Origin of the sequence: Actinomyces sp. 565, assembly GCF_010365615.1 — a bacterium.
Classification (GTDB): domain Bacteria; phylum Actinomycetota; class Actinomycetes; order Actinomycetales; family Actinomycetaceae; genus Actinomyces.
Map to the genome: position 1 here is coordinate 19557 of NZ_PIZD01000071.1, position 16211 is coordinate 35767.

A 16211-nucleotide genomic window follows, 5' to 3' on the forward strand; every position below is an offset into this window, starting at 1 on the left:
ACTCGACCGCACCACGAGCGCGACTGCCGCCGGGCACTGTAGCAAGAGCGTGTAATTTTACCCCCTTTTGATGGTGATATCACCGTCCTTACCTCCTTCACCGTCACTGCCCTGGACCAGGCGCTGCCCTTTGCCAATACCGTCATCGATGGCTCCGTCGGCACCGGTGAGGACGTTGTCAGGGTCATGTTCGGGACCGATATCGTCGGCCCAGTAGTGGATCTGCTTGTTCTGCTCATCTGTAGGTGGGTTGTCGAGGTTGAAGGTGGTGGTGCCGTCGGGGTTGGTGGTGTACCACGAGTAAGGCTCACCGCTGCCCGAATGCTGGAGATACTCTGAGTTGAAGGCCTCCGGGTCGGTTATCAGCCCCTGGTTGACGGCCTCGGCGTATGCCTGGGCTTCCAGCGAGGAGGGGGTGCCGGTATCGGGCACGTCAACATCGGGGAGGTCGTCGGGGGTGAGCTGGTCGACCATTATCGGCTCGGTCACGGCCTTGCCCACATCCCAGGCCAGCTTCGCACCTTTGCCGGTTACGCCGGCACCAACCACAGTGGTCAACACGCTCACCATGGTGCCCATGGCGTCCTCGGCGGCCTTTTTCTCGGCGGCCGAGGCCTCCTCAAGATCGACCAGGCGCTCGCTACCGATCGCGTCCAGGTACCCGAACACGCCCCCAACTTTCTGATACTTCTTCTTCAACTGCTCTAGATCAGTAGTATTGGGGTGTTTTTCCATGGCGGCACTGGTGAATGCGGAGGCGATGGTGGCGGCGGCATTCTCGTTATCAATGAGCCGATATATCAGCGTGCTGTACAGGTTCCTGTCGTCATGGTCGGTCTTGCTGTCATCGCCCCGGTACAGGCCCAGCCCCCTGGGATACCCGCCGTTTGCGACGTCAACGCCTTCCTTGGCCGTGTTGGCCACCACCACGGACAGGTTCTCCTTCATGGTCTCGGTGTAGTTCGCGAAGGGCACCTGGTCGACGGCGAACTCCATGGACCTGGCCACGGCCCAGGTGGCCGCGGCGGCGGTGTCCGCATCCCCGCTGCCACGCATGGCCGAGTTACCCGCCATAACGGCGGTAAAACCGTCCAGGCCGACCTCACTGTCCCACTCCCGCCCCGTCAACAACTCCCAACGCTTCTCGGACTGCTCCCCAGGCACCCACTGCCCGCCACTCATCTGCCCATCCGGGTTGAGGTACTTGAAGGCAGCCTCAGGATTGTTACCCATGGCCATCATCACCCCATACAACGGGTCCATGGAGTAGCCCTGCAGCGCGGTGCCCTCGTTGTATATGAAGCCGTAGACGGGGTGGTTCCAGCCGTGCAGGGAGTTGGGGGTGGTGCTGGCGGCTGATCCATCGAAGGGCAGGTCCTCCAAGCCGTCGGCCAGATCAACCAACGTGGCTGTGTCATACATCGCCCCATCCACGGCCATCAGGGCGTTCAGTGCCGACATCCGCCCCCGGTGCCCCTTAACCGTCACCGCCTGATACATCGCATCCGACCAGGAGTCATGACCCGCGGGCGCCTTGCCGGACTGGGTTGCCGAGGCCAGCACCCGCCCCAACACATTTACAGCCCGATCAACAGCCTCTTGATCGATGGAGATCTGGTCGCCACTAGCAGTCGTGTAATGCCACTGCAGCTGCAGCAGCTCATCCAGGTACCCGTCCACACCACCCAGGGTCTGAACCACCGCATACCCGTAGGCGGGCACGTCCTGGTTGTTCTCCATGTCATTGAGGATCTCCTCGACGGTGCGCCCGTCCTCGGAAACGCCATCGGCGCTCTTACGTGCCTGCTGCAACGCCTCTGCGTCCTTCGCGCCGTTGGCTACCGCGTTACCGTTGTAGGCCTTGACGTTACCGGGGGTGTCCTCCACCCCGTCGGGCAGGTAGTAGGAGATCATGTCACCGTCCATCGGCGTGATCCCGTTGGAGTTCATCTCCACGGCCTGATCCAGCCGCACCTGCAGCTCCTCTGCCGTCTGTGACAGGTCACTGATACGCGTACGGGGAACCGACCACCACTCGACCTTGTCACGGATCTCGGCAGGATCGCCGTACTGGTAGTTACTCCTGCTAATGGAGTCCAACTCATCGTTATTCGAGGAAACGAAACTCTTCAGAGCGTCAATGAATGCCCGTAGGTCTTCCTCATGCAAATAGACATAAGCCATGTGTTACTCCTGAAAGACTTGACTAGCGACCCTCGTTGAACACCTGAGCGCAAAGACAATGCGCCCCGCATGCTGTGGTAAGGTCACGCACGAGCGCATCAACCGGCGGACAGCGGCCAGCAGTACGCTCAAGCATCCAGAGCGCCCTCCAGGTCGTACCAATCATTATAGATTGCAGTCACAATCTCACTGACCAGGTCCTCATAATCATCAGCCTTAGGAGACTTCCACGCATCGGACAAGTCCTGCGACAAGGTCTCAGCCTTACTGCTACCATCCTCCAGGCCGAGATCCGCGCGAGAATCCTGTACCATCCCAAGGAGCTCAGCCACAGCCTCCTCCTTCTCCTCATCAGTCACAACAAAACCAGCCTTTCCAGATGTTGAGCGGACAGTACGCACCTCAACATGCGCCTGCTGGCCGAAGCTAGCGGGTCACCGCTATTGAAACGAGCGAACGAGAACACGAGCGAGCAGAGTCCCTTCCCCGGGCTGGCGCCCGGACATCTGACTATGCACCGCCGCACCAACTCCGGAAGGCCATGCGTAACACGTCGAACACCACCAAGTTACCATACCGCCATATATATCGGTACTGGCAGCGGGCTCGACTGACCTCTCCCCGGACGCGCGCCCCTCAGGGCTGCCTGTACCACCGACCGCGTCAGAGTTTTCCACAGGCCCGGGACGAGTGCTTCCGCCCAGGTGCCGTAACGGGAAGGATTGGCCCATGACCGCTTCTAGCACTCAGGGCACACCGCCGGGCTCCATGACGCGCACAGTACCCGCACGAGTAGTGCTGGCGCACCTGCTGCGCGAACCGGTGCAGCCCGCGCTGGGCCCGCTAACCCGCCAGGAGCTCCACCTACTGCACTACCCCGATATCGACGAGCAGGTCCTCACGGAGGTGGCAGGCCAAATGGTGCCTACAGACATGATTTGCACACCGTTCCAGCGTGCCCGCGCTCTGAAACCGATTGTGTCCGTAGGCGGGACGGTAGCCGGCCGCACCGCGCTATGGGTACACACGGGAGGCTGCCCGCCAAGCCGCGTTGAGCTGGCGACGGGCACCGGCCCCGGCACCGTCGTGAAGCTCGCCGGATTGAACTGCCTACCCCTGACGAGAGTCGTCGTAGACCTGGCGCGCACCGCCCCGCCCGGGATCGCCGTATCCGCCGTACTGCGCGCGCGCCGGGCCGGAGTCACTCGCGCCGAGTTGGAACCCGACCTGCTGGCGTGCCGGGGCGGCCGCATGCGAGGCCTGCGCCGGGCCCGCCGACTGATCGACGACTTGTACGCGCCGAGGTCTCAGGCGCCTACGTGCGCGTCCTCATGATCCTGCTGGCGGCGGGTGGCCGAGGAGGTCAGCCGCCGTGCCTCGAAGACGCCGTCGATGCGGCGCAGGGAGGCGAGCGTGTGGTCCAGGTGGCTGGCCTCTGCTAGTTCGACCACGAACCTGCCTACCACGACCCGGTCGCGGGAGGTACCAACGTTCGCGCTGATCAAGTTGACGTGGTTGTCAGCCAGGACGCGTGTGATGTCCGCCAGCAGACCCCCGCGATCGAGGGCCTCCACCTCCAGCTGCACCAGGTAGGCGCTCTGCGCGTGGTCGGCCCACCGGACTTTCAATATGCGTTCCGGCTGCTGCCTGAGCTGTTCGACGTTCTGGCAGTCGGCGCGGTGCACGGACAGACCCGAACCGCGGGTTACGAAGCCAACGATCTCATCCCCGGGCATGGGGGTGCAGCACCGGGCAAGCTTGACATACACGTCGCCCTCGTCCATGCCCTCGACGACGACGCCCGGGTCCCCGACACCGCGGGTGCGCTGCTGGGTCAAGGCGGCACGGGTGGGTAGAACGCCTTCCGCAAGAGTCTCCTCCGCGCCGGCCTCGCCACCCATGGACGCAACCAGCGTATCCACGACGTGCTGGGCGGAGACGTGCCCCTCCCCCACCGCGGCGTACAGCCCATCGATGTCCTGCTTGTTCAGCGTCTCGGCCACGTTGAGCAGAGAGTCATGGCTCATCAGCCGCTGGATCGGAAGGTCCTTCTTGCGCATCGCCCGGGCAATGGCACTCTTGCCGGCCTCAATGGCCTCCTCGCGGCGCTCCTTGGAGAACCAGGCCTTGATCTTGTTGCGGGCGCGCGTGGAGCCGACGAAGTTCAGCCAGTCGCGGCTGGGCCCGGCACCCTGCGCCTTGGAGGTGAACACCTCCACCGTGTCACCGTTCTCCAGCTTGGTGTCAAGCGGTACGAGCCGACCGTTTACACGAGCGCCAACCGTGCGGTGACCTACCTCCGTGTGCACGGCATAGGCAAAGTCCACCGGGGTGGACTCGCTCGGCAGCGCCAGCACGTCGCCCTTAGGCGTAAACACGTAAACCTGCCCGCCGGACATCTCGTAGCGCAGGGAGTCCAGGAACTCGGCGGGATCCTGCGTCTCCTTCTGCCAGTCGACCAGCTGCCGCAGCCATCCGAGCTCGCCGGCGTCAGAGTCACCGGGCGCTCCCCCCAGCGGGCTGGGACCGCTGGCGTTCGGGTCCTCCTTGTACTTCCAGTGCGCCGCCACCCCGTACTCGGCCATGCGGTGCATCTCATGCGTGCGGATCTGGATCTCCACCGGCTTACCGCCCGGGCCGATCACCGTGGTGTGCAGGGACTGGTACAGGTTGAACTTGGGGACCGCGATGTAGTCCTTGAAACGCCCGGACATCGGAGTCCAGCGCGAGTGCAGCGCCCCCAGCACCGCGTAGCAGTCCTGGACTGTGTCTACAATGACACGCACTGCCACCAGATCGTAGATGTCATCGAACTCCTTACCCCGCACGATCATCTTCTGGTAGATCGAGTAGTAGTGCTTAGGCCTGCCGGTGACAATGCCCTTGATCTTGTTGACCCGCAGGTCCTCCTCTATCTGCAGGCGCACCTGGCGCAGGTACTCCTCCCGAGCGGGCGCGCGCTCTGCCACCAGGTGCTCGATCTCGTCATACACGCCCGGGTACAGCGCTTTGAAGGAGCGGTCCTCCAACTCCCACTTAATGGTGTTCATACCCAGTCGGTGCGCCAGGGGTGCATAGATCTCCAGGGTCTCCTTGGCCTTGCGCGCAGCGGTCTCCTCCGGCACATACTTCCAGGTGCGGGCATTGTGCAGCCTGTCACCGAGCTTAATGACCAGCACGCGAATGTCCTTCGACATGGCCACAATCATCTTGCGGACAGTCTCCGCCTGGGCGGCGTCCCCGTACTGGACCTTGTCCAGCTTGGTCACGCCATCAACCAGCAGGGCGATATCGTCACCGAAGTCGGCGCGCAGCCGTTCCAACGTGTAATCCGTGTCTTCAACGGTATCGTGCAGGAGGGCGGCGGCCAGAGTCTGCGGCGTCATGCCGAGCTCCGCCAGGATGGTGGCCACCGCAACCGGGTGAGTGATGTAGGGCTCGCCCGACTTGCGCATCTGCCCGGCGTGCGCCTTCTCCGCAACCCGGTAGGCGCGCACGATCAGACTGGTATCGGCCTTGGGGTGGTTTGCGCGTAGGGCGCGCATTAGCGGTTCGATGGCGGGCGGGGTCGAATGCCCCCGTGCACCGAACCACGCCAAGCGGCTGCGCACGCGCGACCCGGGCACAACAGTCTCATCCGCTGCGCCGGTTCCGTTGCGCGTGTCAGTCGTCATACCCGGATCATAGCCGGGTTAGCCGACACGAGTGGCAGCGGTGAGCGGAATCAGGCCGATTCGAAAACCACGACGGACTCGACTTCCCGGCCGGCCAGCTTCTCCCGGCCCCCGAGCCCGGCGAGCTCCAGCAGCATGCATACGGCCTCGACCTTCGCGCCGGCCTGCTCCAGCAGGCTGATGGAGGCCGCGGCGGTGCCACCAGTGGCCAGCACGTCGTCGATCACCAGTACACGCGACCCCTCCTCGACCGTCTCGGGCCGCAGCTCCATGCGGGCTGTGCCGTACTCGAGCTCGTAGTCGACACCCAGTACCGGGCCGGGCAGCTTGCCGGCCTTGCGAACAATCACCATGCCTATGCCCAGGTGCACAGCCAGCGGCGCGGCCAGGATGAAGCCGCGGGACTCCAGCCCGGCGACGGCGTCGATATGACCGCGGTAGTGAGCCGCCAGGCCGTCGATCAGGTTGGCGAAGGCCTCCCCATTGGACAGCAGCGGCGTGATGTCGCGAAACAGCACACCAGGCTCCGGGAAATCCGGGATCTCCCGAAGATTGTCCAGAACCAGACGCGTGAGTTCCTGGGGCAACGCGGACGAAACTGTCATGACCGCTTCCTCTTCCTCTTGGGCTGGGCGGAGACACCACGGTGGTGTCCGGGGATGACTGGGGCGGCCGCCGGGGCGGCTGCAACGGCGGCCAGGGCCTCCGGGTCGTCGCCGACGGCGGCAATGCGCTCGTCCCGTACCATGGCGACGCGGGCGGCCTGCTCCTTTACAACGGCCTCACGGCTGCGCAGGTCGACCAGGAGCGGGGTGGCTAGGAACAGCGAGGACACCGTGCCCGCGATCATGCCGATGAACAGAGTCAGCGCAATATCCCGCAGGGTGCCCGCCCCGAGGATGAAGGCGCCAACCACCAGCAGCGAGGCGACCGGCAGCACGCCCACGACCGATGTGTTGATCGACCGGATCAGCGACTGGTTGACCGCGAGGTTGGCCAACTCGCCGTAAGTCGAACGATTTTGGGTCTCAAAGCCGCTCGTGTTCTCCCTGACCTTGTCGAATACGACGACCGTGTCATACAGGGAGTAGCCGAGGATCGTGAGCACGCCGATGATTGTGGCGGGGGTGACCTCGAAGCCGCTGGCGGCGTACACGCCCACGGTGATCAGGATGTCGTGTACGAGCGCCAGCAGGGCCGCGGCCGCCATCTTCCAGGTGCGGAAATATGCCCAGATCAGCGCGCCGACGAGCACGAAGAAAATCACCAGGCCGCGAATTCCCTTGTTGGTGACGTCGGAGGACCAGGTGGGTCCGATCGTCGTGGCTGACACGTCCGCGTCGGCGACGCCGTAAGCATCCGCCAGCGCGGCGGACACACCGTTGAGCTGCTCGTTGGTCAGCTCGTTGGTCTGCACGCGCACGGAGGATGAGCCCACCGTGCTCACCGAGGCTCCTGAGGCCAGCCCCTCCTCCGCCAGGACGGCGTTGGCAGGCGCAACGTCGGGCTTGGCCAGCGCAGTTACGGTGATCTCGGAGCCTCCGCGGAAGTCAATTCCCGGTGTCAGGCCGACCGTGCCGATCAGGATGATCGAGGCCAGCACCGCAGCGCCGGCGATTGCATACCACAGGCGGCGCCTTCCTACGAAGGGGAAGGAGGTATTTCCGGAGTAGAGCTCGTTGCCGAGTTGGGCAAGTGACTTCATGCCTGCTCATTCTCCTTTTCGCTTGTCTCCTCGGCGTCGTCCGCATCCCCCGCGCCCCCGCGGTCCGGCACGTCACCGCTGTCTGTATCCGCCTGTGCACGCTCCTGCGCGCGACGGGCCTCGGCACGACGCCGGGCCAGCGAGCCACTACTGGTTGCGGCGGCGGCCAGCAGGCCGCCCCGGTAGGCGGCGCGCGAGCGTGCCCCCAGGTGCTCGGGGTCAAGGCCCGACAGGCGATGCCCTTCGCCGAAGAACCGGAATCTCAGGATCCACACCATCATCGGATGCGTGAACAGGATGATAACGGCGAGGTCAACCACGGTGGTCACCCCCAGCGTGAAGGCGAAGCCCTGCACGCCGCCGACGGCCAGGAAGTACAGGACAACCGCCGCCAGCAGGTTGACCGAGTCGGAGACGATGATCGTTCTACGGGCGTGCTGCCAGCCCTCATCCACGGCGGCCACCAGTGTGCGGCCGTTGCGGACCTCGTCGCGGACGCGCTCGAAGTACACGATGAAGGAGTCCATCGTGATGCCGATCGCGATGATCAGGCCGGCCACGCCCGCCAAGGACAAGCGGTAGCCCATCGACCAGCTCAGCAGGGCGATGACCAGGTAGGTGCCGGCGGCAGCCACGAGCAGCGAAGCCACTGCGACGACTCCCAGCCCCCGGTACTGCCACGCCAAGTAGGCCACGATCAGCACGAAGCCGATCAACCCGGCGATCAGCCCGTTGCGCAGCTGCTCGGTGCCCAAGGTCGCGGAAATACGCTGCTCCGACTGGACCGTGAAGGACAGTGGCAGCGAGCCGAAGGAGAGCTGGTTAGCCAGGGTGTTTGCCTGCGCCTGGCTGAAGTTGCCGGAAATCTGCACCCGACCATCGGTGATGGCGGTCGTGACATCTGGGTTGAATCCAGAGGACATGATTGTCAGCCCATCCAGCACGATGGCGAACTGTGCCTTCTGCGAGTCGTTTGAGGTCACGTCGGTCGCGCCGGAGGCGGCTGCCGCAGACGCGGCGTCCCGGTAAGCGATAAGGCGCTCTGAGACCTCGGCGAAGGCCTTGGTGCCGGCCTCGTCGAACTCAAGGGACACCACCCAGTTGTTGGTGGTTGCTCCCTGGCTGGTGGTCTCCAGTCCCGATGATGCGGAGGCGACATCGGTTCCGACGATGTCGGCGGGTCCCAGGATGTAGATCGTCCCGCTGCCGTCACGCGCGCAGGAGATCACAGCAGAGCCGGGGTCCTGGGCCTGGCCGGTGAGAGACTCCGCGGCGGTGCAATCCGTCAGGTACGCGTCATAGATGAGCTGCTCCGAGATCCAGGAGTCGGAGGAGTGGTCATCGCTGGTGGCTTCCAGCGGGTCTGGGCTGATAGTGCCGTCTCCGTCCACATCCGCGAGGGTGGTAGCCATCTCCTCCACCGTCACCGTCGCGGTGGGCAGGGGTTCAGCGGCCGCATCGGTCTCCTGATCCTCTGCGTTGGCGGTGGCGTCGCTGGACGCCTCCGGTGTCTCTGATGTCTCTGGTGTCTCTGCGTCCGTGGGCGCGCCGCTCTCCGATTCACCCGGAGCAGCGCTTTCGTCCGGGGTCGCGCTTTCAGCCGGAGTCGCATTGGCCAGGCTGGATACGTAGCTGTTCTGCGCCTCGGCGTAGGCCGCAGCACCGGCTTGCAGTATGCGAATTACGGGGCGGAAGTACAGCACCGCCGAAGTGCGCACCAGGTCGAGAGTCTCCTCGCTGGGAGTGCCCGGCAACGACACGATGATGTTGTTCCCGCCCTGCCGGGAGATCTGTGCCTCGGCAACACCGGAGGCATCCACGCGCTGGCGGATGATCTCAATGGCCTGGTTGAGGTCTTCCTCGGTGATATCTGAGCCATCGGAGGTGGTGGGCGTAAGAATGATCTGGGTGCCGCCCTCCAGGTCCAGGGCGAGCCCCGGAGTCATCTGGGTGCGTCCCGTGATGGCGCCCACCGCCAGCGCGGTGTAGCCGAGCACGATGACCAGGAGCAGCACCAGCAGGCGCCGGCCCGGATGCTTGAGCTTATTGGTGGACACGCGGTCCTCTCTTCGGGGCGGGATGCGCCGTCGCCAAGGGGCGGCCGACGCTCTGAATTCGGGGTGGGGCAGGGCTCAGGCCTGCGGCTGGGGCTCCTCCGGGTGACCGTCCCGGCCGGGCGCGGCGGAATCCTCGGCACCGGTGGCGGCGGCCTCGTGGACAGCGTCCGGGTCACCCGGCTCGTCCTCAAACTCGCCCGCAGCGTCGTCCGCGGTGTCCTCCTCAGCGGAGGCGAAGGGCGGCTCCTCAGCCCCGACGACCGCATTCTTGGCCCACAACGACTCATCTCCCAGCGGGGTAGCCAGGGTGACCACGTCACCGTCGACCTCTACTACGGTGCCGTAGAAACCGGCCCGGGTACGCACCCAGGTGCCGGGCACCAGCGCCTCCTCGGTGCGGCGTCTCTGCTCATCCAGCATCCGCTCCTGCTGCTTGCGCGCGAACCTGGACATCAGCCAGAAGGCCAGCAGCATGACGATCAGTATGAGCAGCATGGGGTCCATGGTAATGACTCCGTTCGTGAAGAAACCCTGCATCGCCCGGGCGATAGCGTCTGCGAGTCTAGGCCACCCGGGGGTGCGCACGCCCGCCCGCTCCGCCGACGGAGGTGTGACACGCGCCCCTTATACCTTCCGATTTCGACCTGATCACGCAAAAAGTGTGCCGTCCTCGGGCGGACGCAGGCCCAGGTGCGCGTAGGCTGCGGGGGTGGCCATGCGCCCCCTGGGTGTGCGGACAATCAGCCCCTCCCTGAACAGGTACGGCTCGGCCACCGTCTCAATGGTCTCAGGCTCCTCCCCCACGCTCACCGCTAGAGTGCTCAGGCCCACGGGCGCGCCGGCGAAGCGCGTGCACAGGGTCTGCAGCACCGAGCGGTCGAGCCGGTCCAGGCCCAATTCGTCGACCTCGAAGACCTCCAGCGCCCCGCGGGTCGCGGCCAGGTCCAGGCGCCCCGGTGTTCCGTGCACCTGGGCCCAGTCCTGAACCCGGCGCAGCAGGCGATTGGCGATACGAGGAGTGCCGCGGGAGCGCCTGGCGAGCTCACCGGCCGCGTCACCTTCGATGCGGACCCCCAGCAGGTTGGCCGACCTGGTCACGATACGGGTCAGGTCCTCCGGCCCGTAGTAGTCGAGATGGCCCGTGAAACCGAAGCGGTCACGCAGCGGAGCGGGCAGCAGCCCCGCGCGAGTCGTGGCGCCGACTACGGTGAAAGGCGGCAGGGTCAGCGGAATGGAGGTCGCCCCTGGTCCCTTGCCCACGACCACATCCACCCGGTAGTCCTCCATGGCCAGGTAGAGCATCTCCTCGGCGGTGCGGGCGAGCCGGTGAATCTCGTCGATGAACAGTACGTCCCCCTCCTCCAGGGAGGACAGGATCGCGGCCAGATCCCCCGCGTGCTGAATCGCGGGCCCGGAGGTGATGCGCAGTACGCCGTCGACCTCGTTGGCGATGATCATGGCAAGCGTGGTCTTGCCCAGCCCCGGCGGACCGGACAGTAGCACGTGGTCCGGGACCGCTCCGCGGGCCAGGGCGGCGCGCAGCACAACCGACAGCTGCCCCCGCACCACCTGCTGGCCGACGAAGTCCTCCAGCCGCTTGGGCCGCAGAGCAGCCTCCGCCGCACGCTCGGCGTCATCCGCGGAGCCACCAACCAGGCGCCCGTCGGCAATCGGGCCGCCGCCCTCCCCAGGGTAATTAGCCACGCGTGCCACCTCCCAGGTACCGCAGCGCGGCACGCAGCAGTTCCGGCAGTGGCAGCGGGGTGGCTGCTCCGGCATCGGCGCGCTCGGACTGGACGGTGGCAACCGCGCGGGTCGCTGCCGCCTCGTTCCAGCCCAGCTGCACCAGTGCGGCAACGACATCGGGATTGGCCTCGGCGTCCGCGGCCTGCTCGGGCCCGGGCACGGTGCCAGGCTCGCCGCCCACCGGTGGGCCGAGCTTGTCCGCGACGTCGATAATCACCCGCTGGGCGCCCTTGGGGCCGAGCCCGGGAACTCGCTTGAGCGCGGCGACGTCGTTAGCGGCAACAGCCCGCCTCAGCGCATCGGGAGTGTGCACGGACAGGATTGCCAGGGCGAGCTTGGCGCCCACCCCCTTCGCCCCGAGCAGCACTTGGAAGCAGCGGTGTTCGTCGGCATCGGCGAAGCCGTACAGGGACAGGGCGTCCTCACGCACAACCAGCTCAGTGCGGACGAAGCCCTCCTCGCCGGCGCGCAGCCCGGCCAGGGTCGCCGGCGTGGCCTGGAAGGTCATGCCGACGCCGCCGACCTCGATGGTCGCGGCCCCGAGCGAGGCCTCTAGTACGGTTCCGCGCAGTGAGGAGATCATGCGGCAGTGGCTCCTTCAGTCGAGGGCGTCGAACACCTGTTCGGCATGGTGCTGACTCTAGCGTGTTCGGCGGCGGGGGTCGACGGCGCCGGTGCGCCGTGCACGTGCCTGCGCGGCGGCCCATGCCTGCTGCGCCGGGGTACGAGCAGAGGCGCGGATCGACCCGCCGGCCGAGACCATATCCGTGCTGCCGTCAATCCCGGTGCCGCCGCCGCGCCACCCGTGGCAGATCGCCTGCGCGAGCGCATCAGCGGCGTCCGCCGGCCGCGGCGGGGCGTCCAAGCCGAGGATGCGCTGCACCATCGCCTGAACCTGCGCCTTAGTGGCCGTGCCGGAACCCGTGACCGCGGCCTTGGCCTCACTCGGGGTGTGCTGGGCCACCTCCAGGCCGGCGCGGGCACCCGCCACCATGACCACGCCAATAACCTGGGCCACCGAGATCACCGATCGCAGGTTGTCGTGCGCGAATACGCGCTCGACCGACATACTGGTAGGCGCCAGCCGCGCAATCCAGTCGTCCAGCGCGTCGGCCACGGCCATCAGCCGCAGCTCCGGACTGTCTGAGGCCGGAGTGCGCACCACCGCCACCTCCACCAGGCGGGCGCGGCGGCGTGGATCGATATCCACGCAACCCAGACCGCAGCGCGTCATGCCCGGGTCGATGCCCAGCACGCGCTGCTCGGCCACGGCACGGCGGCGCGCGGCCCGCCGCCCGGCCCGCTCAGTGGCCAGTGGCGAGGGACCGGCCGACGTTTCGGTCATTGCCCGGACGCGAGACAGTGCTGTGCGGGGCCGTCAGTCGTCCGCATCCAGCTCGGCGGCAACCGCAGGCGTGATGTCGACGGAGGTGTAGACGTTCTGCACGTCATCCAGGTCCTCCAGGGCGTCGATCAGGCGCATCACCTTGCGCGCGCCCTCAACGTCAACCGTGACCGTGGTTCCGGCGACGAACTGGGACTCGGCGGACTCGTAGTCCATGCCCGCGTCGGTCACCGCCGTTCTTACCGCCACCAGGTCGCCCGGCTCGGAGATGATCTCGAAGGACTCCGCGCCCTCCACTACCTCCTCGGCACCGGCATCGAGCACCGCCATGAGGATCGTGTCCTCGTCGATGCCCTCCCCCTTGGCAACTTCCACCACGCCCTTGCGGGTGAAGTTGTAGGCGACCGAACCGGGATCAGCCAGGGACCCGCCGGTACGTGTGAAGGCCACGCGTACATCCGAGGCAGCCCGGTTGCGGTTGTCGGTCAGGCACTCGACCAGGAAGGCAACGCCCTCGGGGCCGTAGCCCTCATACATGATGGTCTGCCAGTCCGCACCGCCGGCCTCCTCACCGGAGCCGCGCTTGACGGCGCGGGTGATGTTGTCAGCCGGCACGGAGTTCTTCTTGGCCTTCTGGATGGCATCGAAGAGAGTCGGGTTACCGCTCGGGTCGCCACCGCCGGTGCGGGCCGCGACCTCGATGTTCTTGATCAGGCGGGCGAAGAGCTTGCCGCGCTTGGCGTCAATGGCGGCCTTCTTGTGCTTCGTGGTGGCCCACTTGGAGTGACCCGACATGTGTTCTCCTTGTAGTCTTCCGTTCCTCCAGCCCGGCGGCGGGCGGGAGGCCGCTAACGAACATACCGACGCCTATCCTAGGGGATCGGTCAAAACACGCCGTCCTGCCAAGATCGGTCACGGGTGCCCGCGGCTCCTGGGGCGACGGCACGAGCCGGCCGACCGCCCTGGCCTCCACCGGGATCAGTGCTCGACGACATGCCGCACCCGGCCGTCCCAGCCCTCCATAAGCTCCCGGGCCAGTGCGGGCAGCATGTGCGGGTACACGGTCATCCCGGCTGCAACGGCGGCGTCGAGCTCATCCAGTTCCCACCAGCGCAGCGAGTCCAGCAGCTCACGTTCCGTGTCAGTCCAGCCCGACTGGTCGACGACGTCGTCCCCTGCCGCCAGGTGGGTCAGGTAGAACAGCTCGTCCTGCCTACAAGTGACCCGGTTGAAGGCGAACACGGCTCTGCGCTCCACCACGGGGCCGGTGAAGCACGCCTCCGCCAGGCCGATGCCGGTCTCCTCAGCCAGTTCGCGCCGGGCGCCGCCAAGCGGCGTCTCACCCGGCAGCAGGCCGCCTCCCGGCGTGAACGCCCAGGAGCGGGAGGCGTCGCTGAAGTCGTGCCCGACTACCAGCAGGATTGCCGGTCGTGGATCCCGGCGCAGCGCAATCACCCGCGCAGCCCGCCGAAACGGCAGGCCCTCGGCGTTGAGCCGCCACTCATCCGGATCCAGCAGCCGCCTCCAGTTAGCCGGCACTCGCCGCGGGTCGCGCCCATCGGCGGCCAGCCCGGCAGCCCCGCCACCGTGGGCAGGGCGCTCACCGGGTGAAGACATACCGGTTCTCCATGATGGCCGTCAGGAGGGCGGCCTCGTGCGGGGCGAAGTCGGCGTCCGCGTGCCCGTCGATCGCCTGCTGACGCAGCTGCGCCAGGGCGGATGCACACCCGAGGAACTCACGCATCGCCCGGGCCTGCTCCGCGCCCCGGCTCCTGGCCCAGCGGAGGGCCGCCGCACGGCCGGCACCGGTGGTGATCATGGTCACCTCGGCGGGTGAGAACCAGCCGGCACGCTGGTAATCAGCCAGCCGTTGCCGCATGGTCAGGCGCTCATTCCAGCGCAGCCAGAGCACCAGCCCGATTGCCGCCATGAAGAACGGCAGCGCCACGTAGAAGTACAAGGACGGTTCGGTTATCAGCATGCCGTTCCAGAAGGCGTGCAGCACGATCGCGCCGGCCAGCCCCAGGGGCGCGGTCCACACCCAGGCCAGGGGCGAGCGCATGCGCGCACTCGCACCGATCGCCAGCCCAGTGCAGGCGGTGAAGGTCACGTGCGCAAACGGCGATGCGATACCGCGCAGGAGGAAGGTCATCAGCAGCGTGTCGGAGGACTGCACGAAGTACAGGATGTTCTCGGCGAAGGCGAAGCCGGCAGCGACCACCGCTGCGTATACGATGCCGTCCACGGCGCCGTTGAAGTTGCGCCGCCAGATCAGGAAGATGACGAGCACCCCCAGCCCCTTGGTGACCTCCTCGATTATCGGGGCACTAACTACGGTTAAGACGAACTCGCCCCCGCTTACGGAGCCGGTGGCGGCCGATACCAGGAGTGATGCGGAGGTGTTGACCACCAGGGAGATGACGGTGGCCACACCCGCGCCCCAAAGGAAAGCGGCGGCCAGTAGCCCCGGCGGTTCCGGTTCCCAGCGGTCGATCCAACGCACCGTGGCCATGACGATGCCCAGCGGCACGAGCGCCAGCAGGATGGAGACCAGTAGCTCCGAGACCGGCCCGCTCGATGAGGCGTAAATGGTCAACAGCATCAGCGCCAGGCCTAGCGCACCGACACACGCCAGCACCGTACTGGCCACGGTTCCGCGATGCCGGTGCACCATCGCCTGCGGAGTCCACAGCGGCGCGGGGCGGGGCTGGGTGGAGCCAGCCGGAGGGTAGCCGGAGCGCTGGTAGCCGGGCCGCGGTGCCCACGACTCTCCGGGGCCCGGGTTGGTACCAGAAGCGCTCATGACTGCGGCTCCTCCTGGACGCCCTCCACCTCTGCGGTAGTGGCGTCATCGATGTCGAAGGTCTGGGGAAGCGGGGCATGACCTGCCAGGTGCAGCAGGCGTACATCGAGCGCGCCGCGCAGGCGCCGGGCCTCGGCCACATGGGTGTTGTGGAAGCGGCGCGCCAGCACCAGCCGGTATGCGGCACGATCAAGGCGCTCCAGTGACTCGTTTCCCCGCGGGTCGCCGTTCAGCGAAACGCGCGTTGACGGGTCGAGCACCGCACGGATCACGCGGGTTAGGTCCGACTCGATGCGCATCCGCGTGCGCGTGCCCCCGCCTTCACCGGTAACGCGCCCGGGCGCATCGGTGTCCAGCCCGTCCTCAACCAGCGGGCCCTCGGCATCGAGCGCGTCATATGCCGCCCGCGACAGTATCAGCGCCGACGCCGGATCGAGCAGCCCGGTGGCCGCCAGATCTGCCGCCGCCTGTGCCCGGTGCACCAGCTGTGCCTCAAGGGTGGCGCGCGAGCCCAGTACCTGTCGGTGGAGCCGATCCACCCGCAGAGCCTTGGCATACAGTGACCAGGCCACGGCGAGGACCACGAGTGCGATCATCAGGATGACCACTGCGGGCAGCAGCCAGGCGGGCGGGCCGCTGCTAGCGGCAGCCGCCATGGGCCAGGGCATGGCGGGGACGGTGAGTAGTGGAGTCAACT

15 protein-coding genes are annotated in these 16211 nt (G+C 66.6%); 1 reads left to right on the forward strand and 14 read right to left on the reverse strand.

Annotated elements, in window-relative coordinates:
* Positions 1 to 57: 57 nt before the first annotated feature.
* Positions 58 to 2184 carry a DUF6571 family protein gene (locus GZ997_RS11655; RefSeq protein WP_162680008.1) on the reverse strand — a complete coding sequence of 709 codons (2127 nt, stop codon included), beginning with the start codon at positions 2182 to 2184 and terminating at the stop codon, positions 58 to 60.
* 128 nt (positions 2185 to 2312) lie between these two features.
* Positions 2313 to 2543, reverse strand: a complete 231-nt coding sequence (locus tag GZ997_RS11660) for a hypothetical protein (protein ID WP_162680009.1) — start codon at positions 2541 to 2543, stop codon at positions 2313 to 2315.
* A gap of 370 nt (positions 2544 to 2913) precedes the next feature.
* On the opposite strand from GZ997_RS11660, the gene GZ997_RS11665 reads away from it, so the two are divergent.
* Positions 2914 to 3519 (forward strand): hypothetical protein, encoded by a 606-nt coding sequence (locus tag GZ997_RS11665; protein ID WP_162680010.1) that lies wholly within the window; start codon positions 2914 to 2916, stop codon positions 3517 to 3519.
* Here the strand turns inward: GZ997_RS11665 and GZ997_RS11670 are convergent.
* From GZ997_RS11670 to GZ997_RS11725, 12 genes are all read right to left on the reverse strand, one after another.
* Complete coding sequence (locus GZ997_RS11670; protein ID WP_162680011.1) at positions 3492 to 5858, reverse strand: bifunctional (p)ppGpp synthetase/guanosine-3',5'-bis(diphosphate) 3'-pyrophosphohydrolase; 2367 nt, start codon at positions 5856 to 5858, stop codon at positions 3492 to 3494. The genes GZ997_RS11665 and GZ997_RS11670 overlap by 28 nt on opposite strands.
* A 50-nt stretch (positions 5859 to 5908) precedes the next feature.
* Positions 5909 to 6463 (reverse strand): adenine phosphoribosyltransferase, encoded by a 555-nt coding sequence (locus tag GZ997_RS11675; protein ID WP_162680012.1) that lies wholly within the window; start codon positions 6461 to 6463, stop codon positions 5909 to 5911.
* Positions 6460 to 7563, reverse strand: coding sequence for a protein translocase subunit SecF (gene secF, locus GZ997_RS11680; protein WP_162680013.1), 1104 nt, complete (start codon positions 7561 to 7563; stop codon positions 6460 to 6462). The genes GZ997_RS11675 and secF overlap by 4 nt, the downstream gene beginning before the upstream one ends.
* A complete protein-coding gene (gene secD, locus GZ997_RS11685; RefSeq protein ID WP_162680014.1) occupies positions 7560 to 9620 on the reverse strand; it encodes a protein translocase subunit SecD in 2061 nt (686 codons plus the stop codon). The genes secF and secD overlap by 4 nt, the downstream gene beginning before the upstream one ends.
* Positions 9621 to 9695: 75 nt before the next feature.
* Positions 9696 to 10124 carry a preprotein translocase subunit YajC gene (locus tag GZ997_RS11690; RefSeq protein ID WP_237564338.1) on the reverse strand — a complete coding sequence of 143 codons (429 nt, stop codon included), beginning with the start codon at positions 10122 to 10124 and terminating at the stop codon, positions 9696 to 9698.
* A 144-nt stretch (positions 10125 to 10268) separates the two neighbouring features.
* Entirely contained in the window at positions 10269 to 11324 is a 1056-nt protein-coding gene (gene ruvB / locus GZ997_RS11695; RefSeq protein WP_237564339.1) for a Holliday junction branch migration DNA helicase RuvB, read from the reverse strand.
* Positions 11317 to 11949 (reverse strand): Holliday junction branch migration protein RuvA, encoded by a 633-nt coding sequence (gene ruvA, locus GZ997_RS11700; protein ID WP_161924097.1) that lies wholly within the window; start codon positions 11947 to 11949, stop codon positions 11317 to 11319. The genes ruvB and ruvA overlap by 8 nt, the downstream gene beginning before the upstream one ends.
* A gap of 57 nt (positions 11950 to 12006) precedes the next feature.
* Entirely contained in the window at positions 12007 to 12621 is a 615-nt protein-coding gene (locus GZ997_RS11705) for a crossover junction endodeoxyribonuclease RuvC (RefSeq protein ID WP_272927777.1), read from the reverse strand.
* Positions 12622 to 12744: 123 nt separating this feature from the next.
* Entirely contained in the window at positions 12745 to 13506 is a 762-nt protein-coding gene (locus GZ997_RS11710) for a YebC/PmpR family DNA-binding transcriptional regulator (RefSeq protein ID WP_161924099.1), read from the reverse strand.
* A 183-nt stretch (positions 13507 to 13689) separates the two neighbouring features.
* Entirely contained in the window at positions 13690 to 14328 is a 639-nt protein-coding gene (locus GZ997_RS11715; protein WP_162680015.1) for an NUDIX domain-containing protein, read from the reverse strand.
* The gene (locus GZ997_RS11720) at positions 14312 to 15514 is read right to left on the reverse strand and encodes a PrsW family intramembrane metalloprotease (protein WP_161924101.1); all 1203 of its coding nucleotides are present in this window, start codon (positions 15512 to 15514) and stop codon (positions 14312 to 14314) included. Before GZ997_RS11720 ends, GZ997_RS11715 begins: the two co-directional genes overlap by 17 nt.
* Positions 15511 to 16170, reverse strand: a complete 660-nt coding sequence (locus GZ997_RS11725) for a hypothetical protein (protein ID WP_237564381.1) — start codon at positions 16168 to 16170, stop codon at positions 15511 to 15513. Before GZ997_RS11725 ends, GZ997_RS11720 begins: the two co-directional genes overlap by 4 nt.
* Between the last annotated feature and the right edge of the window lie 41 nt (positions 16171 to 16211).